The organism is Paenibacillus anseongensis, assembly GCF_009757995.1.
Classification (GTDB): Bacteria; Bacillota; Bacilli; order Paenibacillales; family NBRC-103111; genus Paenibacillus_E; species Paenibacillus_E chondroitinus.
Genome location: NZ_WSEM01000037.1, coordinates 39,463 through 63,672 on the forward strand (window position 1 = coordinate 39,463; position 24,210 = coordinate 63,672).

The window sequence follows — 24,210 nt, forward strand, 5'->3', positions numbered from 1 at the left end:
TGTTGCAGTGTTCAAAATCCTATGACCTCTGTCTAAATTTTACTCCTTATAAGCTGCCTTTACATTGTATGAACTTACACTGCCCTATCATTTTTTACGATCTCGCTGTACACCTTCACTCCAATCGTTCAAGCGTCGTATAACAGAAAAACGGCTGCTCTGTTTACACAGAGCCAGCCATTTTTAAATCTCTCATTACTCTTTCACAGAACCAAGCGTAATCCCATGGATGAAAAAGCGCTGCAAGAACGGGTAGATGACAAGCACCGGGATCATCGCAATAAAGATTTTTGCCGCATTCAGCGTCTGGTTGGAAAGCTCGCTCATCTTCTGAATTTGCTCCGCAGTCATGGTGTTGGCATCCACAATAACTACCAGCTGTTGAATGTAGGTCTGCAGCGGATAATGATCGGCATTCGACATCAACACTAGACCGTTAAAGAACTCATTCCAGTGATAAACGATACTGAACAAGGTCACAGTCGCGAGTACAGGCACTGCCAGCGGGATGAAGATTTTTACAAGCATATACCAAGGACCTGCACCGTCGACGAGTGCCGCTTCCTCCAGTTCCTTCGGCAAATTACGGAAATAGTTAATGACCAGGATGACACTGAAGATCGGAACGCTGTTCCCAAGGACTAACGCCCAGATATTATTAATCAGACCTAGCGATTTAACCGTTTGATACCAAGGAATCAAGCCGCCGTTAAATAACATCGTGAATACCAAAATCCACATCAAGACGTTGCGAAACGGCAAATCTTTCGTATTTTTGGATAAAGGATACCCCATCAACACAATAATAACAAAGTTCAGGGTCGATCCCAGAACAACACGCTGAATCGAGATCCAAAAGGAATTGAAAAATTTGCTGTCGCCCATAATTTCATGATAGGAATTCAAGTTAAATCCCACCGGCCAGAAACTGACCTGCCCCGAGGACGCTGCCGCATTGTCGCTTAACGAAACAGCCAGCGTGTACCAGAGAGGAAGCACACACAGAAGAGCGATGCCAACCAGCAGCACGATAAGGAAAAGATCGAACACTCTGGAGCCTATTGTTGTTTCTCTGACCATAATCCTGCTCCTTTATATTAAAAAATACGATAATTTGCAAACTTAGCGGCTAGCACATAGGAAGTCGTAATTAACGCAAAACTAATGATGGATTTCAAAAGCCCCATTGCCGTAGCCAATCCATACTGCAGATTCAATAGACCTGTCCGATAGACCCAAGTGTCAATAATATCACCGCTTGAATACACAAGTGGATTGTACAAGTTAAAAATTTGGTCAAAACCCGCATTTAAGACATTCCCTAAGCTAAGCACCGAAAGTAAAATGACCGTTGTCATCATGCCGGGTAGCGTGACGTGAAGCAATCGCTGCCAGCGCGTAGCGCCGTCAATCGCAGCCGCTTCGTACAGCGCCGGATTAATCCCCGTTAAAGCCGCCAAAAAGATAATGGTGTTAAAACCGAATTCCTTCCAAACATCACTTCCAACGATGATAAAAGGAAACAACTCCGCCTTGCCGAAAAACAGTGTAGGACTGATGCCGAAGAACCCCAGCAACCCGTTAACAGGTCCTTTATAGGACAAGATATCAAGCAAAATACCGGAAAGAATAACCCAAGATAAAAAGTGCGGTAAATAAACAATCGTCTGAACCCATTTCTTCAACACCGCGATGCGCAATTCATTCAACAATAACGCGAAGACCAGCGGAACTATCATATTCGCAATAATTTTCATAACAGCAATGAACAAGGTATTGAAAAAAACCGTTTTACTGTCATTCAACGAAAACATGTACTTGAAATTTTCCAGCCCGACCCACTCGGAATGAAAAATGCCTAAACCTGGATTAAAATCCTGAAAAGCAATGACAATGCCGAACATAGGCACGATACTAAACAGCGTCAACCATATAAAGCCAGGAAGAAGCATGAGATAGTAATGTTTGGCAAAACCCTTCGTAACCATCCTATCAATCACTTCCATTCTTTGTTGTTAAGGGAAAGGCGCCAGAGTAGTCTGGCGCCTGGTGTGCCCTTGCGACTATTTCAAGTTCGCTTCAATTTCACTAATAATCTGATCTCCGCCTTGCTTTTTCCAGTCCTCGACGAACTTGTCGAAGGATTCCAACGGCGCAGCACCCATAATAATTTTGAGGAACGTTTCTTTTTCCAATTTATCCAGTGCAGCCCATCGGCTTTCCATCGTTTTCGTCTGGGAGTACGTTACGCTGTAGGTTTTCTTATAAGGCAGCTGGAGTGCAGATATCCCTACAAGTGTTGAATACATCCGTTTCCATGTACCTAAATCCGCATTCGGATCCCAATACTGTATATCGTATTTGTCGTAAGGCTCCAGCTTCACTTTTTTCACTTTTTCCGCATCGGATTTCAGCAATTTGTATCCTGGGAGATCCAAATCCTCCGGTTTTTTAGTACCGGCAAGCACTTCTTTCATCATTTTGTACGTAACGTCCATCTCATCCATTGGAGCATATACGATACGTAATGGATAGTTGCCAATGGCTACTTTCACATCGAATTTGGATTCGTCACGCAGCAACAAGTTTTCCATTTGAATAGCAGCTTCTGGGTGCTCATACCCTTTCCGAACAACGAGATACTGATTCGTCGGGTTCCCCATGTGTGGCGTAAATTCGCCATTTACATCCAGAGGCGCCGCATAAGCCTGCCAGTTCGCTTTCGGGTTATTTTTGATGGCATCCGCTAATGGACCGTATCCGCCAGCCCACCATAGACCGAAGTAAATACCGGAAGTTCCATTTTTGATCAGCTCTTGAGCATCCTTACGAATCGTCATTTCCTTGTCAATCAAGCCTTTGGAATACAGATCGCGCAGCTTAGAGAGCGCTTGCTTCGTTTCTGGCTGAAGGGAACCGTATGTTGTTTTACCGTCAGCACCTTTTAGCCAAAATCCTGGATAAGAATGGTAGGAAGCGAAAATCGGATCGAAACCATAGTTATTATTGTTAGGGTTGATAAAATCTGCATTCAACAAGCCGCCTAATTGCGGGCCTGAAATCCCGATCGTATCCGCTTTGCCGTTTCCGTCTGGATCTTGCTCGACAAAGGCTTTGGCTACTTTCTCCAGTTCATCCATTGTTTTAGGCGGTTGCAGGCCTAACTTATCCAGCCAATCCTTGCGAATCCACATCATATGAACCATGTCCGATTCCGTTGTGACGTTCGGAAGGGCATACATTTTTCCATCTACGGTAACTGATTTAAGTGCAAGACCTTTTGTACTATCAATGATGCTTTTGAGCGCCGGTGAGGCATATTTGTTATAAACCTCTGTCAGATCAGCGAGTTGACCGCTTTTCACCATTTGTCTGAACTGCGTGTCTTTCACAACAAGAGCGTCCGGCAAATCATTGCTGGCAATAGATAGGTTAACTTTTTGATCGTAATCCTTCCCGCTTGCCGCTTGCCAAACAATTTTGGTATCAATATTCAAATTGTCTTTAATATAGCGGGTATACTGGTTGCTTTCCGGCGAGTCTCCGGCAGGCAAGCTTTTGTCCGCTGCGTCAACATCTTTCCCGATTTTAATCGTAATCGGTTTCTCTGATTTGGCGAAAGGGCCTGCTGCTGTTTGTGCACCCGCAGTTTGTGTAGCCGCTGTTGAAGCTTTAGGTGATTCCTTAGCCGTATTCGCTTCCGAACAGGCAGATAAGACAACTAGCATTCCTGCGAGTAAAAGCAGCATGCTTTTTTTAGGCTTGCTCATATAAATCCCCTTCTTTCGTTTATATAATTTGTCTACACGATAAAAATAACACGAATTATGCCCCTGCAAGGAGGGAAAACGGTTACACCTTAGATGGGTAATTGACCGAGATTTTGCTGGCGTTCGCATCCAATCATCGGAATTTCCGGCATTTGACCCCCTAACTTTCGGACATTTCTCTACCTGCTGCATGCTTTAGCCGATACTCGCTTGGCAATAATCCGGTTTGCTCCCGAAAGCTGCGGCTAAAATACTTCTCATCCATATAGCCTACATGCTCAGCAATCCACAAAATCGTCTTATTCGTATAAAGCAAATATTCCTTCGCCTTGTCGATTCGGTTATTGCGCAAAAACTCGCTAAAATTAATGCCGATAATTTCTTTGAAACATTGGCTGAAGTAGCTTCTGCTCATATTCACCCGCTTCGCAATGATTGCCGCAGTAATCTGCTCCTGCATCTCTTCACTGACGATGTGAACGGCTTTCATCACACATTCGACGACCTCTTGTGAGAAGGCCGGTTTGTCCATCGCCTTGCGGATCATGTCACGCGTATCGGTTAACCACGCTTCAACTTCCGGCCAGTTTTCAAAAGCGTCCGGCAACGCAATTTTCGCCATATGAACAGGGTGGAATAATAGATTCCATTTATCCGTTAACGTATATAAAAGCCCGATTAGCTTGGTTTGCGGCAACCGCAAATGCTTTAACTGTTTGACCTGAGCAGCGAATAACGGATCTTGATGAATCCATTCGTGCCCCGACCATTGTTCCTTCACTTGATCTAGATCCGGCACAGCCTTGTCCACTTGCGGAACGGTTTCGTCTTGTGAGCCAACCCCCTCGTAGAAGACGTCCGGTGCTTGCGGAGCAGGTTTTGGCTCCTCCAGAATCCGTTTATGAATTCTCCCCAACACTTCTTCAAAGCGCTCCTTTTCCAGCTGCACCTTGGCAATATAATCAATAGCGCCAAGCCTCAGCGCCTCTTGGATATACTCAAAATCCTGGTGGAAAGTGAGCACAACGGTATACATAGCCGGATATTGCTTGCGCACAATCTTCAATAGCTCAATCCCCGACATGACGGGCATCGCTAAATCCGTGAGCAGTAAATCGACGGCATGGTCAGCCATGAATTCCAACGCCTTCTCGCCGTTGCTCGCTTCTCCGACAACCTCCATATCAAACTCGCTCCAAGGCATGGCAGAAATCAGCCCTTTACGCACCAACTTATCGTCATCGACAATCATCACTTTAATCATGACGGCGGTTCCCCTCCATAATAGGTATCGTTACAAATATCGTTGTCCCTTTGCCGATTACACTCTGTATACGCAGCTCCGCCTTATCGCCGTACTGCGATTCGAGCATCCGCTTCACATAATTCAACCCAATCCCCATGCCGACTTTTTTGTTCTCGATTTCCGGATTATGCAGGAGGTTTTGAATCGTTTCTTCCGACATCCCTGAACCGTTATCCTGAATAGAGATCAGAATGGCATTCGTTAAATTCACATCTACCCGGATATACCCATCGTCGCTGAGCCCATGATACAGAGAGTTTTCCACCAGCGGTTGGAGGATAAACCGTGGCACCGGCATGCTCCAAACGTCTTCATCAACGTGCATTTGGACATCAAACTTAAAGTCATAACGAATTTGCTGCAGCGTCAAATATTGCTTCAAGGCCTCAATTTCTTCATTAATTGTGGATGCGGTTCCCAGCTTGCCTAAATTGTAATGCAGCAGCTTATTTAGGGAAGAAACAAGGCGATCGATCTCATTTTGACCATTCATAAGGGCTAACCAGTGCACCGTATCGAGCGTATTCATCAGAAAATGAGGATTTATTTGATACAGCAGCTTCTCAACTTCAAGATCCACTCGCCGCTTCTCCTTATGCTCAACCTCGGCGAACAACTCCCAAATCTGCTCCCTCATCTGTCTAAATTGGTTCAAAAGGAAGTCAAACTCCGGTATTTTGGTTTTTACGTTAAGCGTTTGCACGCGATTTTGCGCCATCAACTTGATTTCTCGATTAAATCCATTCAAAGGAACATAGACCATTTTCCATAAAAGCCATGCCATCAGCAGGCTAATCCCTAGAAAAATAAGCGCAAACATTAAAATTTGCAGAAACCACCGATTCATTTCCTTATTGTAATCAGCTTTCGGAATGACGGATACGATACTCCACCCTTGATTGCTGGCCTGCCGAAACCAAATAAATTCATTCTGCTTGCCGTGCGTGCTCTCACTGGAGAAATTCGGGAAGATCGTATCTTTCACGAACGCATTGGGCAGTTCTGTATAGGCAATTCGACCATTATTGTCGAGAAAAATATGATAATTCCCACCGCCGAATTGATCATTGTTCAGAATGTTTTGCGTCAGATGGAACCCAGATTCAATGTAGACATACACGTCATCGCGCATGGGCAAATCCACCTTCCTCAGTGCTGAAAAAACAAAGTTGTTATCGAACCGGTTGTTACTGATATGAGGGCCATAATACGAAATTCCTGAGTATTCCGCCAGCAACGGCAGCTTTTCAGGAGAGAAATTATCTTTAACCCCTACATTTTCGAGATCATAGGTATTATCCTTTTGAAAATAATACAAGGTTAGACCGATATTTGGATTCGTAAAGGTAACTAAGCTTAATTCATCTCTTAGATTGCTGATCATTTGTGATCGTTCATAGGTTTGGCTTGGCGGAAGCGATAACATCTGATCCAGCTTTTTCCCTACGCTCCCTGCAAAAGCAAGCTGCTGAGAAACGTGATTTAAATTACTGATCGTGCTTTCCAAGGAGAGTTCGACTTGCTTCAGATTGCTCTGTATCCCGTTCTGAATTTTATTCGTCAGGATCGAGTAAATCGTGTAATAAGAAATAAGAACGATACAAATAAACGGTATCAGCGTACTGCAGAGAAAGATGATAAATATCCGCTTTTTTAAAGTTAAATAATCGTACATCCACGACTTCAAATAATCTCTTAGCTTAACAAACACATGACTTCACCCCTGATTCTGTTTCCATTCCTTATGCATGGGCTTTTCTGCGATATTCGGATGGCGTGCAACCAAAATGCGCTTTGAACACACCAATAAAATAACTTAGCGTATTAAACCCCACATCCAGCGAAATTTCCGTAATCTTCTTATCCGTATCCTTCAACAGGTAAGCCGCTCGCTGTGACCGTACCTGATTTAAGTACTCCAGCGGGCTTTTTCCAGTAAAATTTTTAAAATATCGGCAGAAATAAGACTCGCTGAAGGAAACGAGCGCTGCTAACTCCTCCAAGCGAATGGGCCCGCTATAGTTCATTTGAATATATTCGATAATGAGTTTTAACCGGTCAATATGCGTCGGGCTCACCGCAGGGGGAAGTTCACGATAAGATGGCCCTCCCAACATCATCAGCTTCGAAATAATTAATTGCAGCAATCCTTTTGTCGTCAATTCATATAACGGTAATTCGTTAATGTTCAAATCGAACACTTGCAGCAGCAGTTCAAGCAGCTCTACTTCGCCTGCCGTTTGACGTGAGATATGGGCAGGAATGACATATTTCTGCTGGATGAGCGGTGTGATATATTTCTCGCCCACAAGATCAAACCGCCCGTTTCCTACAATATCGGGGTGAAACACCACGGCTGTGAAGCAGCACTCTTCTTCTGAGGTGATGTAACCCGAGTGAAGCTGACCGCCATTCACGAAAATCGCTTCACCCGCCTCCAGTTCATAATCATCCATAGAAACGCGAAATGTGGCCTTTCCCTTCGTGAGCATTAGAAATTCCAACTCATCATGCCAATGAAGGTCTAACAGTTCTTCCCCTGGCCGACAGCAAATTTCATACACACGAATGGGATATAGCGGGTCGCCGTGAACACGGTCTTCTTTTAAATGCGCTTGCTGCATAGCTTCGTTCCTCCTTCACAAAATTAAGCCCTATGTCAAAATACTGATACATTCCAGCAATATAAAGAAAGGAAAGCGATTTATAAATCAATATACTTATATTAAATTACAACGAAGGGCTGATGGCAATGAAATTTTCGAATGGCTATTGGATGGCAAAAGAAGGATACACAGTTTTGAACCCTGTCGATGTCCGCGAAGTGGAGCAAAACGGCAGCAGTCTTACGGTTTATGCCGCTGCGCGAAGGATTCAGCGAAAAGGCGATACCTTAAACGGCGCCTTGCTGACTTGTGAAATTAGCTCCCCAATCGCTGATGTCATCCGTGTACGTTGGACGCATCATGCAGGCAAGCAAACAAAGGGACCGGCTTTTGAATTGTTCGAAAATCCGCTGACGCCTGTCACTATAGATGAGAGCGGTAACCAGGTGACGCTTAAATCCGGCAATCTAAGTGTCAAAATAAATAAACAGGAGACTTGGGGAACGGAGTTCTTTTACGAAGAGAAACGTTTGACCGGCTCCAATAGCAAAGGCGCGGGGCACATCACAACAGATAACAAAGATGTTTACTTCCGCGAACAATTGGACCTTGGCGTCGGCGAGCACATTTACGGTCTTGGGGAACGCTTCACCCCCTTCGTGAAAAATGGGCAAGCGGTTGACATCTGGAACGAAGATGGCGGCACAAGCAGCGAGCAAGCGTACAAAAATGTTCCTTTTTATTTATCGAGTAAAGGTTACGGCGTGTTCGTCAATCATCCTGAGCATGTCTCGTTCGAAGTTGGTTCCGAGGTCGTCTCCAAAGTCCAATTCAGCGTACCTGGCGAAAACATGGAGTATTTCATCGTCGGCGGCCAAACGCTGAAAGACGTTCTGAACAATTACACCAAATTGACTGGAAAACCCGCCCTGCCGCCAGCTTGGTCGTTCGGTTTGTGGTTAACCACGTCCTTCACAACGAATTATGACGAAGCCACCGTGAACAGCTTCATCGACGGGATGATCGAACGCGACCTTCCGCTGCATGTTTTCCATTTTGACTGCTTCTGGATGAAAGAATATCAATGGACCAACTTCGAGTGGGATGCCGACATGTTCCCCGATCCGGTAGGCATGCTGAAACGCCTTAAGGACAAAGGCCTCAAAATTTGTGTATGGATTAACTCATATATCGGCCAGAAGTCTCCACTGTTCAAAGAGGGCATGGAGCAAGGCTATTTGGTCAAAACGTTGGAAGATGACGTGTGGCAGTGGGATCTCTGGCAGGCTGGCATGGGGCTGGTCGATTTCACGAACCCAGCAGCAACGGAGTGGTATAAGGGGCATTTGAGACGGCTGATTGATATGGGTGTGGACTGCTTCAAAACGGACTTTGGCGAGCGCATCCCTACGAATGTTAAGTACCATGACGGATCTGATCCACTGAAAATGCATAACTATTACACCTTCCTGTACAACAAGGCTGTCTTTGAGGTGTTGGAAGAAAAACTTGGCAAAAATGAAGCGATGCTTTTTGCCCGCTCAGCCACAGCAGGCGGCCAGCAATTCCCTGTGCACTGGGGCGGCGACTGCTCGGCCAATTATGACTCCATGGCGGAGTCGCTGCGCGGAGGCCTGTCGCTCGGCTTGTCCGGCTTTGGCTTCTGGAGCCACGATATCAGCGGCTTTGAGAAAACAGCGCCGCCTGATATTTATAAGCGCTGGGTCGCCTTCGGCCTGCTGTCTTCCCACAGCCGACTGCACGGCAACGAGTCTTACCGCGTTCCGTGGCTGTTTGACGAAGAAGCCGTTGATGTTCTCCGGCATTTTACGAAGCTCAAAAGCACGTTGATGCCGTATCTGTTTGAAAGTGCCATCCAATCGACCGAGATGGGGATTCCGATGATGCGCGCGATGGTGCTCGATTATGCTGCTGACCCTTCCACGCACCATTTGGATACGCAATACATGTTAGGCGACAACCTGCTCGTGGCGCCAATCTTTAATGATCGCGGGCAAGTGATGTATTATGTGCCGGAAGGTCGCTGGACCGACTTCTTTGGCGGGCAAATCGTTGAAGGCGGGAAATGGCACGAAGAAACCCATGGTTACATGACGCTGCCATTGTTGGTTAAACCGAATTCGTTGCTCGCAATCGGCGCGAACGATCAGAAACCTGACTACGACTACGCGGATGGTGTATCCCTGCATTTGTTTGAACTGCAGGATGGCGCCAGCGCTGCAGCGAATTTGTACAGCTTGCAAGGCGAGCTGGAAATGACTGTGAAGGCTGTTCGCCGAGATGAAGAAGTGAGCTTCTTCATGCAAGGGGCAAAGAAGCCGTACACGATCGTGCTGCGCGGCATTCATGAAGTCGCCGGCGTAGATGGCGCGGAATGGATCGATTCCGCTAACGGCATCGTGCTTACGCCTGGAACGGGCAAAACGCATGTAGTCGTTAAGTTATAAGAAAAGCAGTTCCCCAAGTAGAAGTTTCTACTTTTGGGAACTGCCTTTTTTTGTTGCTCGCGTGCTGTTTACCACTTCTCCTAACTTTCTTCCGGCTTAAGCTGAATCACTTCAAAGCGGCGATAGCTCCAACTCCACCTTATCAGCCACTAACGTATAAAACTCAGGAAACCTTGCATCCGAAGGACTTGGTATCTCTTCCAATGCGCGTATCACAAGCCCGGAAGCCGCAATGGCTGTGATAATCTCGCCAAGTGTCCAGCTTCGCACGAGAACCTTCTCCAATCCGGAGCGTTCTTCCTCAGGCAGCAACTTAGCAAACGCGACTTCCCCTTCTCTGGTCTCCTTTTCAAAATAGTTGCCGCTTGGTTGAGTCAGATTAACCGTGTTCAGCCAAGCTCGTGCAAAAGGATGAAAGTCGGTCAACAGAAACCGGCCCTTGTTCCCAAGCCTGCGACGGACCACCTCAAAGATAGCGTTAAGATCAGTGAAATAATGCAGAACGCCAAACTCCATCAGCACGATGTCAAACTGGCCAAGCGACTCTTCATTCGGGATTTGCAAGACATCCGAGCAAATATAGTCGAGCTTCACACCGACGGCATCGGCAACTTGCTTGGCGTACAAGTGGTTTTCTTCAGAGATGTCCACGACGGTTACATCCGCACCTAACATCGCAAAAGAGATTGCTTTCCTCCCGTGCGAACCAAGAAGATTAATCATTCGCTTCCCATTTGGATCTCCTATGTATTTTAGCCAGTATCGCAGATGATGTTTGTGCTCCTGTTTCAATTCTTCGGCAAGTTCAGCCGGTGTCCCAAAATGCTGCACCCAAGCTTGATACGCTTTCGTTTCCCAAGCCTTCTTGTTTGCTCTCGACAACTCCTCTTGCACATCCATCCCCCCAGTTTTTTCGACTCCTTTGCCCATATCCTTAATTTACCACAAATTTTAGAGCAACAAACAAGCTTTCTTCTGCGTCTAAACATTACTAAAGTCAACTAAGGAGTATAGGATATGAAGATAAAAAATGGCTTGCAAACTGGAACCGCGTTGATGCTTCTGCTCATGGGCATGCTCCCGGCAGCAATTACTCATGCAGATACGACGGACACGTCGCTTCCCGTCTATCTCAATGGCCATCCGTTGAGCTTTGAGACGCCTCCCGTTATCGAAGATGGCTATAGTCTCGTTCCACTTCGGGCAATTTTTGAGGCTGAAGGCGCAAAAGTTGCTTGGGATGACAACACACGAACAGTTACCGCTACGAAAAATGATATCGTTTTTACATACCGCATTGGCGACATGACCGCTTATAAAAATAAAGACCAGCTGGATATGCCGATCGCAGGTAAAATTATTGACGGCTCCACGATGATTCCGCTTCGATTAATAAGTGAAACGCTGGGCAATATCGTGAAGTGGCATGAATATTCGCGATCAATTACCATTTCCTCGGCGAATGAATATGAAACCAAGATTGAATATGGCGTCAATCTGCGGGACACTCCGAATACGAGTGGGCAAGTGCTTCGAATGATTCCGAAAAGCGAGAACATTCATGTCATTCGGGAAGTCGATGCCAACTGGTTGGAGGTGCAGACGAAGGACAAGACCATTGGTTTCCTTTCTGCAGCCTCCCAATATACGGATTACGCCAGCGTCGCTTCAGCAGATAAAAAAGCCGATGATTTGCTCGCTTTTGGAGCCAAATTTCTCGGAACGCCTTATGAATTCGGGGCGGAATCCGGTCAAACCAAGACATTCGACTGCTCCTCATTCGTCCAATATGTGTTCAAGCAAGCATTGTCAATCGATCTCCCGCGAGTCTCCTACAACCAAGCATTGAAAGGAACGGAAGTCCCTCTAGATGAGCTGCGCAAAGGTGATGTGTTATTTTTTGACGCACGCGGGCTCGATATCGGGCATGTTGGCATCTATGCAGGAGACGGGCGGATTCTTCATACTTATTCCAAAGAACAAGGCGTACATTATGAAGACTTTACTGATAAATGGAAAAAACGTTTTGCCACGGCTAGAAGAATGTTCTAATTCCTACATCAAAGTGGGATAATGGCTAGTCCCGAGGCAGCATTTCCTACTTTTATCGTGTCTATGACTTTATTATCCCGGACTCTTATAACAGAGACGGTATTTTCTCCAAAATTAGCCACATAGGCAAATTTGCCGTTTTGCGTGATAGCGACGATGCCGGGTTTCTTGCCTACCGGAACAGTAGCTATCACTTTATTTTTCTTAAGCATAATGACGGAAACGGTGTTATCTCCTTCATTACCGACATAAGCAAATCGATCGTTTGGCGTTATCGCTACTCCCACAGGTGTTGAGCCGACTTTAATTTTGCTAAGAATCCTTCTGCTTCTTGTACCAATGACCAAAACGTTGTTATTCGTGGTCACATAAGCCAATCTGCTATTTTGGGTAAAAGCAATTTGATCAGGACCCACTCCAGCAGGAATGGTGTCTATGATTTTATTACATTTCGCATTAAAAATAGAAATCGTATTGCTGTCGTGATTGCTTACGAAACCTAGCGTTCTTTGTCCTATCTTCTGCGGTGTGACAGTTACACCTATCGGTCTCTTACCTACCTTTAGCGTTTGAATGACCTTTCTCTTCTTTATACATAGAACTGAAACGGTATTATCGGCTGCGTTCGTAACATACACGTACTTAGGCGATGTTCCTACATCCGATGGACTTTTTCCAACTGGGATCGTGCTAATAATTTTATTCGTACTTCGCTGGATGACTTGAGCGGTATTATCAGTTTTATTGATGACAACCGCATGTTTCCCATCGGGGGTGACCGCGATCTCAAAGGGACCTCTTCCGGTCTTAATCGTTGCCTTGACCTTTCTGGTTCGGGTATCAATCACCGAGATGGAATTGTCGTTGAAATTCGTAACGTAGGCGAAATGAAACGAGGGTATACGTCTATTCATGGTCACAAGGGATCACACTCCTAAGTAATCTTATGTTGGGAGATGTGCCCCAGGGAACGGCTGTTATCACGAAGAATATGCAAACTCTGCATGCAACACCCTCATACGGGATCAGCATGACGAAAATATATGATATGAAACGTTGTCATGGAGGGACTTCCTATGCGAACCAATACAGAACAAAGAAAAATCACAAATCAAGATATTGAACAAATGATTGTCGAAATAGATAAAGGCTGGACAGAACTGAATAACATCCATGTGTCGTGTCACCATATTTGGAGGGATCTCGTGCAAATTTCGCAAGATTTGGACGAGAAATTCGGCATTTCCTATTGATTCACGGTTTTAAAATATTTTAAAAACAAAAAACAGCAAGCCCCTAATAAATAGGAAGGCTTGCTGTTTTATTTACATTTTTATTTCGCTTGAATGTAGCCTTCTGCTTTCAGCAGTTCAGCAATCAGAACAGCGCCGCCCGCCGCTCCGCGCAATGTGTTATGCGACAATCCTACGAATTTGTAATCGTAGATGGAATCCTCACGCAGTCGACCTACGGAGACACCCATACCGCGCTCGATGTCACGGTCAAGTTTCGTCTGCGGTCTATTCTCTTCTTCGAAGTAAGTGATGAACTGCTTAGGTGCGCTTGGCAGCTCAAGCTCTTGCGGACGGCCTTTGAACTGCAGCCAACGAGCAAGAATTTCTTCTTTAGACGGTTTTTTCTCGAAGGATGCAAAAACCGTCGCCAAATGTCCATCTGTTACAGGAACGCGGATACATTGAGTTGTAATCAAAGGGGAGCTCGCTTTAACGATGGCATTATTTTCGATGCTGCCCCAGATACGAAGCGGCTCTTGCTCGCTTTTCTCTTCCTCGCCGCCAATATAAGGGATAACATTATCCAGCATATCTGGCCAGTCTGTAAAGTTTTTGCCCGCTCCGGAAATGGCTTGATACGTCGATGCCACAACTTGGGTTGGTTTGAAGTCCAGCAAAGCATGAAGCGCCGGCACATAACTCTGAATAGAGCAGTTAGGCTTAACAGCAATAAAGCCCGTTGAAGTTCTGAGACGTTTTCTTTGTGCCGCGATCACTTCAATATGCCCTGGATTCACTTCCGGGATCACCATCGGGATATCAGGCGTCCAGCGGTGAGCCGAGTTATTAGAAATAACAGGCGTGCCCGTTTTGGCGTAAGCTTCTTCCAATGCTTGAATTTCATTCTTTTTCATATCGACGGCACAGAAGATGAAATCAACTTCAGAAGCTACTTCTTCCACTTTCGAAGCATCTTGAACAACAATTTGTTTCACGCCTTCAGGGATAGGTGTAGCCAGTTTCCATCTGCCTTGCACAGATTCTTCATATGTTTTGCCCGCAGAGCTGCTGCTAGCTGCGATCGCTGTTACTTTAAACCAAGGATGTTGATCCAGCAATTCAACAAAACGCTGCCCAACCATTCCTGTTCCTCCGACAATACCCACTTTTAATTTTTCTGACATGTGATATTCAAATCCTTTCAAAATGGTATGATAAACTATTCAATAAGTCTGAATTGGTGTACCTAATCAGCGCGTAACCTGCATTTCTTTTTTAAAAGCAAAAAAATCCCACCCCCAAGACTATTATAGCCTCAGGGACGAGATTTGGATTCCTCGTGGTACCACCCAGATTCGCCAATATGTCGCCATATTAGCCTCTTCAAGTACGGCATTACCGTGTAATGCGGATACTTTAGCTCTGTAACAGGAGCTCCTGGCACACCATCCCCATCTTTCCCGGTTCCGATGCGCTGCTCTGAGCCTTTTTTCAATAAAGAATTCTTTACTCCTTTTCAGCTAACGGAGCTCTCTGTGAAAGATTTCATTTATTTACTCTTCTCTTCGTCGCATTTGAATGTTGCGATAATATTATCAGATATCGATTCCAACGTAAACAAATTTTTTGAAATTTCGAAAATAGGACAAATTATTCGCCTACGATGTCCGCCTTTAAATCACTCGCAACTTCCATCATCCTTGGAATCACGGCTTCATTCGTGCCTGACACGTAAACATCCCCCTGATAATGCCGGAAGGGAATCTTGCTGTCTCCATAACTCCACATGAAGAAATCACCCTCGATGGACATCGTGGTCGTACCGGTTATCGTAAACACAGGCGTATAGGAAAAATCAGATTGGGATGCAAAATACTGCTTGCATTCTTCCAATGTGATGACAGCTTCCGAGTTGTCATTGACTTGCAAAGCTCTTGTAATTCGATAGCGTTGGCTCAAAACCATTCCTCCATTCGTTCACCAACCTATTTTATTGCAAAATCACGCAAATTGCTAGCGCGATTTGATGCAAAAAAGCCAATCCAATGACTGAATTGGCTAGTTCGTTATCCATGTACTGGACATCATGATTTGGTTAGCTGTCTGCGGTCTTCCACTTGTGGCGGCTCTTCCATCCAACCATGCTCAATCATGATTTCCCCGCCTTCTTTGACAAAGGGGATAATTTTTTGAGCAAGTCTCGCGAGTGCAACCGGCAAATCACTACGCAAACTGAAAGCTCCGCCAAGCGAATGGCTTCCAACTGCGAACGAACCCAATAAATTGGTGAGATACATCATGATTTTATCAGAAAATGGAGAAACGGTGGAGTTGGTCGCTTTCCCCGCGTGGGTGGCAGGAGGCTCAATGTAATCCTCCCGGAGAAATTCACCCAAGGCCGTTTCAACTTCTTTAGACAATTTCATGCCTTTTACAAAATATTCTTTCACTTTCTTATCATGAGCAACTTGAGCGAAACCAATCATTAGCTGCATCCCTGTAAGATTCGTTTCAATCGAATGATGCAAAAGCGAAATCTCAATCGCATTCAGCGCTCTTTTATCCTTAAACAAATGGAACCCTGATAAATAATTATCATTTTGAATAAAGGTTACTTCCGTGGGCATGGACATATAGGGCGGCCGCGATAAAGCCCCTTTCTCCTCCAGGAATTGCACGCACTGATCGTACATCTCTTGTGATTCTGCTGTTAACTGCTTAAAGAGCTCCCTGATGTCTTTCCGATATGACATCGTAGAATGAAACGCAAAAAGTGGAACTTCAATCTTGCTTATCATAAGCAAAAACATAGGTTCGTACAGATAATCAAATAACTTGGGAACCCCTTTATTAACGTCATTTGCAGTAAATCCTAGCGGAATGACTGCTCCTGCTTGCTCAAAAATGTGTTTGATCGTCGCTACTATTTGATCACTGGAATCGTACGTTGCTTTCAGAATTTTTTTAACCTCTTCATTTTCTGCGTTTTCAAGGAAATATTCCAAAAAGCGAAGCAACATGGTTTTTTCTTGATAGGTCATCCACAAGTTACCTATTTCAGACGATGTCAATGGGATATCGGTTGATGCCATATGGTTGACTCCTTTATGTAAATTCACGTGATCTCTTCCTGATGTTTACTTTCATTTATCATTTCCTATCGGGGAAGGTTTATCCAGAATCCTTGAAACCGCGAATCCTTTTGCCTAATTGGCTATGAAAATAGGGCTACCCCTCTGGTCAGTGACCTTTGGAATAGCCCTTATTATTTTTACTTACAGCCTGTATGTTACTGCACGTTTAAAGAGAACCTAACATTGTCGAAATTACCAATGTATTTCTTAGTGGAGTTAGTTGTTCCTGTAAAGACAACATAGATGTCTTGAAGCCCAGTTAGCTTTTGAGTGAGATCAGCCGTCACGGTTTGGTAAGTTCCCCATCCGCTTGCAGTCGGAGGTGTGGAGAGTTTCCCGACTAACGTACCGTTTACACCACCCAGACGAATCTCAACAGCCGCATCGGTAGGACAGCTGCCGCTGTTGCCTGAATACTCAATGGCAACGCGATCCACGCCTTCGCTGCCGAAGTTCATTTTCTTGAAACCGAGCCACGCTCCGTTAAAGGTGTTAGCAACTTGATCACCGCTAGTTCCCTTTTCCGTTTTGAGCGGAGAATTGTTGTATACATTTAAAGCAGTTGTCCATTCATTGAAGCTCTCCAACTCCAACTTGGCATAATCGTTCCTAATTGGAAGCTCATACGAAAAGCTCGCGTTATCGAAATTTCCGATATATTTGAATGTCGCACTCGTCGTTCCGGTAAATACGAAGTATATATCTTGAACGCCGGTAATTTTTTGCGTTAAATCGCCAGAAACCGTCTTGTAGGTGCCCCATCCGTTTCCTGTCGGAGGTGCCGCGAGTTTCCCGATTAACGTACCGTTGACTCCGCCTAATCGAACCTCGACAGCTGAATCGGCTGCCGTATTCGCCGTGTTACCTACGTACTCGATGGACAAATGGTTAACACCTTGTGTGCCAAAATCCATTTTTTTATATGCAATCCATGCGCCGTTAAAGGTATTGGCAACCTGCTGCCCGCTTGTTCCATTCTCTGTTTTAAGCGGACTATTATTGTTATAAACATTTACAGCAGTTGTCCATTCATCGTACTTCTCCAGCTCCAACTTAGCATAGTCGCTTCTAGTTGGACTCGCATACGAAAAGCTGGCATTATCGAAATTACCGATGTATTTGAGTGTCGCGTTTGTCGTTCCCGTAAGCACGAAGTACACATCTTGAATGCCGGTTAACTTTTGTGTTAAATCGCCAGTAACCGTCTTATAAGTACCCCATCCGCTTCCTGTCGGAGGTGCTGCAAGTTTCCCGACTAACGTACCGTTGACTCCGCCTAATCGAACTTCGACGGCGGAATCCGCTGCGGTGTTTGTCGAATTACCTACGTACTCAACAGACAAACGGTTAACACCTTCATTGCCAAAATTCATTCCTTTATACGCAAGCCATGCCCCATTGTAGGTATTTGCAACCTGCTGCCCGCTTTTTCCACCTTCTGTTTTCAGTGGTTGTGAGTTACCCGGATTCAGGTCTGTCGACCAATCATCATAGGTTTCCAATTCCAGCTTCGCAAAGTCATTTCTACCCATTGCAAAGGTTAAACGGTCGAAGTTTCCAATGTATGGAAGCGCGCTTGTTGTGCTGCCTTTCATGACCACATATACCTTCTGCAGCCCCGTTACGGTTTTGTTCAATTGAGCGCTCACCGTTTTATAGGTTCCCCAACCATTCCCGGAATTTGTCAAGTTGACAGTCCCGACCAGTTCACCATCCAGTGCGCCTAATCTGATTTCCAGCTTACTGTCCACTGGCACTTTATTCGTCGGAGCATCATACTCAACCGTGATCTGATTAGCGCCTTTGGTACCAAAATTAAATTGGTCAAAAGAAAGCCAAGCTCCGTTAAACGTGTTGGATACAACCGTCCCGTTATTCCCTGTTTCTGTTTTTAATGGGCCATTGTTAAAAGTATTAACATCCGGTGACCATTCGGTGCGATTCTCGAACTGGATCGTTAAGCCATCCTGTGTAGGCGGCTCTTCCTCATCCTCCGTTTTGTCCGGTAACGGAAGTGGGTCAGGAAGCGGCTCAGGGTCTACAACGACCGGAGGCTTCGGTCCTGAAGGAGTTCCAGGCTCAGGCTTCGAGATAATCGGTTCCGCCAGCCATAAGGAATCGTAGATATTCCCGTTATAGGCATCGACCAGATACACGTTCATCTGGAATTTACTTGCGTTCACGTTAAATTGCTGCGAAAGCTGGAAGCTTCCTTTTTCTACAGGCACGCTATTGGACATTAATGCCCGCTCATTCTCATCCATGAGCTGGAAGACAACAACAGCCGAATCGCCGTAATCGCCTTTCAATGTTCCAGTAACGTTGACAGCCATATTGCCATTCCGGCTTACATCTGCTTTGAGATCATAAACATCCCATTGAATATCTGATGTAAAGGCCGCCTGCGAGATCAATTCATGACCAAACGTTATATTCGAGTCTTCATTTGCTTTAACGCGAACTTGAATCTGGCCTGCTGCATAATCGAGCGGTCCTACAGTTTGCGGATTTGCAGTTGCCTGTTTCCACTTCACGCCGCCGTCGGTGCTGAACTCATAGTCAGCTGCTTGATTGAAGCCAGGGACAGCTGTCCATCCGAAGGTGTTAGCTTTATCATCCACGACAGCTCCTGTTGGCGCTGCTGGCTTCGTCATCTTTTTCACCGCTTCGAGACTAAACTCAAAGGCAATATCCGAGCTCGTTGCATTCACCTGATGAACCTCTGCGGACACAACGTTCGTGCCTTTGACCAGATACGAAGGATCAATCACGTAGCTATTGCGATCCCGCTCATCGCCTACGGTTGCATTTGCTTTGGTGTTGTAGCTCACTTCACCTGTCGGCATATTCGTACGAATAATTTCGTGTCCGTTCAGATATACAACTGCCCCGTCATCACGGATCAGACTAGCATCCAATTCAAGAATATCATTCACATCAGACATCTCGAACGTTTTTCTAAAATAGGTCGTCGGATATTTATTGTTCGCATCCGGACCATAGCTTGTTTTGGTTTTTACCCTGCCCAAACTGTCATACCCCAACAAAGCCTGCCCAGAAGCCCAAGAGCTATCGTCAAAAGCCAAGTTCATCCAGCCATCGCCTGCGTACTGGCCTTTATCATGGTATTTCCATACAGATTGTTCAGCAATCAATTTTTGATGACTTAATGTGTTGGTAATGTCGGTATTATAATCCATCGTCGGAGGTGCCGCGCTTGCCAATGCTCCCCAGCTTGTATTCGGTTTGGCATCCATTTCAAAAGCCAAGGTACCACCAGACATGATGTCGTCGTAAGTAATCCAGGCTTGATCGAAATTCTTGCCATTCAGCTGTGCAGATTTAATGAAACGATTTTGACTGGAAACGTTGTTCGCTTTGATGGTAAAAGTTTTACCATTATCCAGATGCAGCTTTAATTCAGAGAAAATCGGCGAACCTATCAAGTAATTCGCTTCCCCCGGATTTCCTGGGAACAAGCCCATGCTGCTGTAAACAAACCACGAAGACATACCGCCTGCATCATCATCCATCGATAGCAAATATCCTTCTGGATCATCACGATAGACACGGGATTTCATCGGGAATGCGTAAGGTCCATGGTTGTGGTATTTTTGCGTAACGACTTCCGTTGTATATTCTCTTGCATAATATTGCGTCAAATAAGGATATCCCAAGTAGTTGAACAAATAAGGAACATGTAAATCAGGTTCGTTAATCGCCATGTACTCGTTGATTTTGAAGAAATGTTGAAGCTCTTCCGCCATTTCTTTTTTACCGCCCATTAAGCTCGCCAGTCCATTCACATCCTGAGGTACGGACCAACGGTACGACCACAGATTGCCTTGATAAGCGTATTTATCGACGGCTAAAATATCTTGCTTATTTACGGTTTGACCATTCGGTGTGAAGAAGCCCCGTTGGTCGCCTTTCTCATCGACTTGAGTGGCGTTCCATAGGCTCTTATAAGACAAAGCTGCCTCTTTGTATTTCTCGTATGTTTCACGATCTCCGATCAACTGAGCTAACTTCATTGGGAAGGAAGCGCTGTTTGCCTTTTCCAGTTTCCCGGAAATCTCGGTGTCGCTGATCGAGAAATTGTCCGCATCAACAGCCATGCCTTTGAGCGCTTTGTACACATCGAAATTGGTAAATCCTTTGGCATAAGCATCGACAATAACGGCTCCATTAAACTCATTTCTTACCGTTGGGCTCGGCCAATATCCTTCCCCCCACTGCTGATAGGAACCACGGGTATTGTAGACGTCAACCATGGATTTCACCATGTTTTCGTATTTCTTAGGCTCTAGCAGTGAGAACAAGGAATATTTCCGGAAATCATCCCAAGTCGTCCAACCATTGTAGTAGTCAAAATCGTTACCAAACTCGGAGGTTTGACGAATCGTGTTCTCATCCCTTGCTGCCTTAAATGTCCCATTTGAGCTGGTCACATTATTCGGATGAAGGAACGTGTGATACAACTGCGTATAGAATACACGTTTGTTCGTTTCATCAGCATCGGTAATTTCAACCTTGTTCAGCTCTTTACTCCAGTTACTTCTGGAAAGGTTATGTTGAGCATCGAAATCCCAATTGGCAATATCATGTGTACGTTCATATTTCGCTTGATCTACACTGATTGTCGATAGACCAACCTTCGCTTGAACCACTTTATTGTCTTTTGTATTAAAATTTACCCATACGCCACTGTTGGAGCCGCTGCGTTTAGCTTCTGTTCCAACTGCATCTCCCTGCCAAGAACTGTAGGAGTCAAAATCATGGTCAAATTGAATAGAGTAGTACATGGTGTAATAGCCATGTCCGCACACATTCTTAGATTGAATCATACCTGAAATCTCGTTGTTATTTTCAACAGTCAGGTTAGCATCAATCATGCCCGCATAAGAGTTGGAAAGATCAACCAGTACAGAACCCGTATCAGCCGCTGGGAACGTATAACGGTGGAAACCAACATTATGAGAAGCAGTAAGTTCAACACCAATACCGGATGCAAGCTTCACGCCATAATAGCCGGGAGAAGCATTTTCGCTGCTTTTATCATACAACTGCTTATACTCAGCACTATTTTTTGTAAAAGAGCGTGTTTCCGGCATCATCAAGATGTTACCGCCCCCACCGCTGCAGCCTACGCCGCTAAAACGCAGATGCGAGAAACCTTTTAAATATTTATCCTGGTAATAATATCCGCTAAATGCTCCGCCATCGCTATCCGGTCCTAAGGAAACCAGACCAAACGGTGTGGTTGGACCTGGATTCGTCTGCCCGTTATCTCCCAATGTGTTGATAAACGGGTCTACGTAATCCACAGGGGAAAGATTAGTCGCCGGGTAAGCCGGAAGTTGATCGGCATCCACCCCGTATACTTCCAGCTCATACAGACGAACCGTGTTACTGTCGTAAGCCGCTTTGTCCACAAAGAACCTGATATACTGTGCAGAGAACGCCGGGACGTATCGGTTAAGAATCGTCTGCACGTTATTTTTTACGACATCGACATCTTCCCACGTTTGTCCGTCATTACTTTTTTGCAAACGGAAATCCTTGGTGTTCCAGAAGGGGAAATTCCCCGACTCACTGATTCCTGCGTTTTTTACAATCCATTCATTGATGTTATAGACTTTGCCTAGATCGAGTGCTAACCACTTATTGGCTACACCTGAATTATCGCACCATTTCGTGTCATTCTTGCCATCAACTGCGCTACTTGGACTCTCATTCACATTACATTGTCCAGATGCTGTTACTGTGGCATTCAAGGCCACATTTCTGGTTTCAATTCCTTGAATGGAGGGATTCGCAGCCGCAGCAACGGCTTCCAATGCTAACGGCGCCAGCAAGCTATATAAGAACAATACCGTCATTACAACTGAAATTATTTTTTTGCGTTTCCACATTACGATGGGGTCCTCCCGCTTTCGTTTTATAAAGAACCGTTCGGCAGCAACCGAGTGATCATGACCGCAACTTCAGCCCGTGTAACGGAACTTTTCGGATTGAAGCGTGCGCCATCTCCTTCAATTAATCCTTTTGACCAAGCTTGATTAACCGCAGCAGCAGCCCATGATGAAATATCATTTGTATCCGCAAAAGCTGGTTCAGCTTTATTCGCCCCCACTACGTTGAAATACTTGGCGGTTTGAACAAGCGCAACAACAGCTTCTTCACGTGTAATGATATCGTTCGGTCGGAAGGCTCCGTTATAACCGGAAACAATGCCTAGTGATGCAGCGCCAGTGACTTGTTCGGTGTAATAAGCATTAGCTGCAACGTCCGAGAAAGGATTTGAACCCGCTTGCGGAGTTGTATGACCGGACCATTTCAATGTACGCATTAACAGGGTAACGAATTCTGCCCGTGTGATGCTCCGATTTGGCTCATAATGCTGCTCATCTACGCCTTCAACGATCTGTTTGGCTGCAAGCGACTGAACAGACTTTGCCGCCCAATGTCCTGCGAGATCTGCAAACGTTTTGTTATACTCTAGAATCGTATAGTAGGAAAAGTGCTCAGCCGTGAAAGTGAAAGTCCCTTTGGAGACGGTTCCTCCCACATATTCAACGTTGGTTCCGTTCACGTGATACACACCTGCCAGGTCCGATCTGATTGCCTTCTCTTGCTCTTCCGTTAATGCCATTGTTACTACCGCTGGTTTGTCCAAGTGATGGATTTCAACTGCGTTGTCTCCGGTAATCAGTTTGATTTCAACGGAAAGGATAACGCCGGTTGACTTGTAATCCGGATTGGACTGAAGTGATTGATTCAACAAACTTTTCGCATCCGATGTTAAAGCTGTATTCAGATCAATGCGAATACGCGATTGCTGTTCACCTGAAGCCGAAATAGCGCTAGCCGGGAAACGAACCGTACTATTTTCATAGGTAAGAATAAGATCCAGGTTTTTATCCTTCAAATCCTGCAAGGATTTCGCCGGTAACTCCAGCGCCGTGCCTGCATCGCCAGTCGCTGCCGGCAGTTGAACTGTAACAGAATCCTTGGCTTGCTGGATGGCTTGATTCATTGTTTCGCTGCCGAGCAGGTAGCGTCCGTCCGTGGATTTCTCGGGCTGAACGATGCCATCTGCGGTTTTACCGGCATTGGTTGGGATGGTGTTCGGATCCGTTGGTGTGGATCCAGAGCCACTATCGTCAGGCTGAGTATCACCAGGGTTTGACGGATTTCCCGGATTTGTTGGATCCGTTGGATTTCCCGGATCTGTCGGATCCGTTGGATCTGTTCCGCCACCGTTCGGGTCGATGACTTTGAAATTCTTGGTTTCCGTTAAGTTATCACTACCAGCAACAACTTGGTACAAGCCAAAAGGTGCAAAATCCTTGTCATCCGGTATCGTAACCTTCGCCGTGTAGCTACCCTGTACCGGAGTTATTGCATTAATATAAAACGTCGTTTGATTAGGACGAATAATTTTAACCACTACATCTTTCGCATTGTTCGTAACCGTCCCGGACAGCTGGATTTCTTCGCCACGCTGCACTTCATCTACACTTAGGGCAAGTGTAAATGAAGCTGCTGCGCGAGCCGAAACCGGTGAGAGCACGAACAACAACGCCATAATGGCCGCTATATATTTTTTCACCGTCGTCAGTTCCTCTCTTCATTC

Annotated in this window: 16 protein-coding genes and 1 other annotated feature; of the genes, 3 read left to right on the plus strand and 13 right to left on the minus strand. The window is 45.4% G+C overall.

Annotated features, from left to right (window positions below):
- Positions 1-195: 195 nt before the first annotated feature.
- The 6 genes from GON05_RS34480 to GON05_RS34505 form a co-directional block, all read right to left on the minus strand.
- Complete coding sequence (locus GON05_RS34480) at positions 196-1,080, minus strand: carbohydrate ABC transporter permease (RefSeq protein ID WP_127450379.1); 885 nt, start codon at positions 1,078-1,080, stop codon at positions 196-198.
- A 17-nt stretch (positions 1,081-1,097) separates the two neighbouring features.
- Positions 1,098-1,988 carry an ABC transporter permease gene (locus GON05_RS34485; RefSeq protein WP_127450381.1) on the minus strand — a complete coding sequence of 297 codons (891 nt, stop codon included), beginning with the start codon at positions 1,986-1,988 and terminating at the stop codon, positions 1,098-1,100.
- Between the two features lie 75 nt (positions 1,989-2,063).
- Positions 2,064-3,770, minus strand: a complete 1,707-nt coding sequence (locus GON05_RS34490) for an extracellular solute-binding protein (protein WP_157326049.1) — start codon at positions 3,768-3,770, stop codon at positions 2,064-2,066.
- Between the two features lie 160 nt (positions 3,771-3,930).
- Positions 3,931-5,034 (minus strand): response regulator, encoded by a 1,104-nt coding sequence (locus GON05_RS34495; RefSeq protein ID WP_157326050.1) that lies wholly within the window; start codon positions 5,032-5,034, stop codon positions 3,931-3,933.
- The gene (locus GON05_RS34500) at positions 5,027-6,751 is read right to left on the minus strand and encodes a sensor histidine kinase (protein WP_157326132.1); all 1,725 of its coding nucleotides are present in this window, start codon (positions 6,749-6,751) and stop codon (positions 5,027-5,029) included. Before GON05_RS34500 ends, GON05_RS34495 begins: the two co-directional genes overlap by 8 nt.
- A gap of 67 nt (positions 6,752-6,818) precedes the next feature.
- Complete coding sequence (locus tag GON05_RS34505) at positions 6,819-7,700, minus strand: AraC family transcriptional regulator (RefSeq protein ID WP_157326051.1); 882 nt, start codon at positions 7,698-7,700, stop codon at positions 6,819-6,821.
- A 128-nt stretch (positions 7,701-7,828) separates the two neighbouring features.
- Between GON05_RS34505 and yicI the strand changes: the two genes are divergently transcribed.
- The gene (gene yicI, locus GON05_RS34510; RefSeq protein WP_157326052.1) at positions 7,829-10,150 is read left to right on the plus strand and encodes an alpha-xylosidase; all 2,322 of its coding nucleotides are present in this window, start codon (positions 7,829-7,831) and stop codon (positions 10,148-10,150) included.
- A 111-nt stretch (positions 10,151-10,261) separates the two neighbouring features.
- Here yicI and GON05_RS34515 read toward each other — a convergent pair whose 3' ends face one another.
- Positions 10,262-11,050 (minus strand): class I SAM-dependent methyltransferase, encoded by a 789-nt coding sequence (locus tag GON05_RS34515; protein WP_157326053.1) that lies wholly within the window; start codon positions 11,048-11,050, stop codon positions 10,262-10,264.
- Between the two features lie 117 nt (positions 11,051-11,167).
- Here GON05_RS34515 and GON05_RS34520 point away from each other — a divergent pair, with 117 nt between their 5' ends.
- A complete protein-coding gene (locus GON05_RS34520; protein ID WP_157326054.1) occupies positions 11,168-12,202 on the plus strand; it encodes a stalk domain-containing protein in 1,035 nt (344 codons plus the stop codon).
- A gap of 8 nt (positions 12,203-12,210) precedes the next feature.
- On the opposite strand, the gene GON05_RS34525 is transcribed toward GON05_RS34520, so the two are convergent.
- Positions 12,211-13,116, minus strand: coding sequence for a YVTN family beta-propeller repeat protein (locus GON05_RS34525; RefSeq protein WP_246239713.1), 906 nt, complete (start codon positions 13,114-13,116; stop codon positions 12,211-12,213).
- Positions 13,117-13,278: 162 nt separating this feature from the next.
- Between GON05_RS34525 and GON05_RS34530 the strand changes: the two genes are divergently transcribed.
- Positions 13,279-13,455: a hypothetical protein gene (locus tag GON05_RS34530; RefSeq protein ID WP_157326056.1), complete on the plus strand. Its 177-nt coding sequence runs from the start codon at positions 13,279-13,281 to the stop codon at positions 13,453-13,455.
- 80 nt (positions 13,456-13,535) lie between these two features.
- On the opposite strand, the gene asd is transcribed toward GON05_RS34530, so the two are convergent.
- From asd to GON05_RS40010, 5 genes are all read right to left on the minus strand, one after another.
- A complete protein-coding gene (asd, locus tag GON05_RS34535; protein WP_157326057.1) occupies positions 13,536-14,621 on the minus strand; it encodes an aspartate-semialdehyde dehydrogenase in 1,086 nt (361 codons plus the stop codon).
- A 130-nt stretch (positions 14,622-14,751) separates the two neighbouring features.
- Positions 14,752-15,015 (minus strand) — a binding site (T-box leader).
- Between the two features lie 72 nt (positions 15,016-15,087).
- Positions 15,088-15,396: a hypothetical protein gene (locus GON05_RS34540; RefSeq protein WP_157326058.1), complete on the minus strand. Its 309-nt coding sequence runs from the start codon at positions 15,394-15,396 to the stop codon at positions 15,088-15,090.
- A gap of 125 nt (positions 15,397-15,521) precedes the next feature.
- Positions 15,522-16,529, minus strand: a complete 1,008-nt coding sequence (locus GON05_RS34545) for a DUF3231 family protein (RefSeq protein ID WP_157326059.1) — start codon at positions 16,527-16,529, stop codon at positions 15,522-15,524.
- A gap of 197 nt (positions 16,530-16,726) precedes the next feature.
- On the minus strand, positions 16,727-22,486 hold the full coding sequence (locus GON05_RS34550) for a glycoside hydrolase domain-containing protein (RefSeq protein WP_157326060.1): 5,760 nt from the start codon (positions 22,484-22,486) through the stop codon (positions 16,727-16,729).
- Between the two features lie 26 nt (positions 22,487-22,512).
- Positions 22,513-24,186 (minus strand): S-layer homology domain-containing protein, encoded by a 1,674-nt coding sequence (locus GON05_RS40010; RefSeq protein ID WP_157326061.1) that lies wholly within the window; start codon positions 24,184-24,186, stop codon positions 22,513-22,515.
- Positions 24,187-24,210 lie beyond the last annotated feature (24 nt).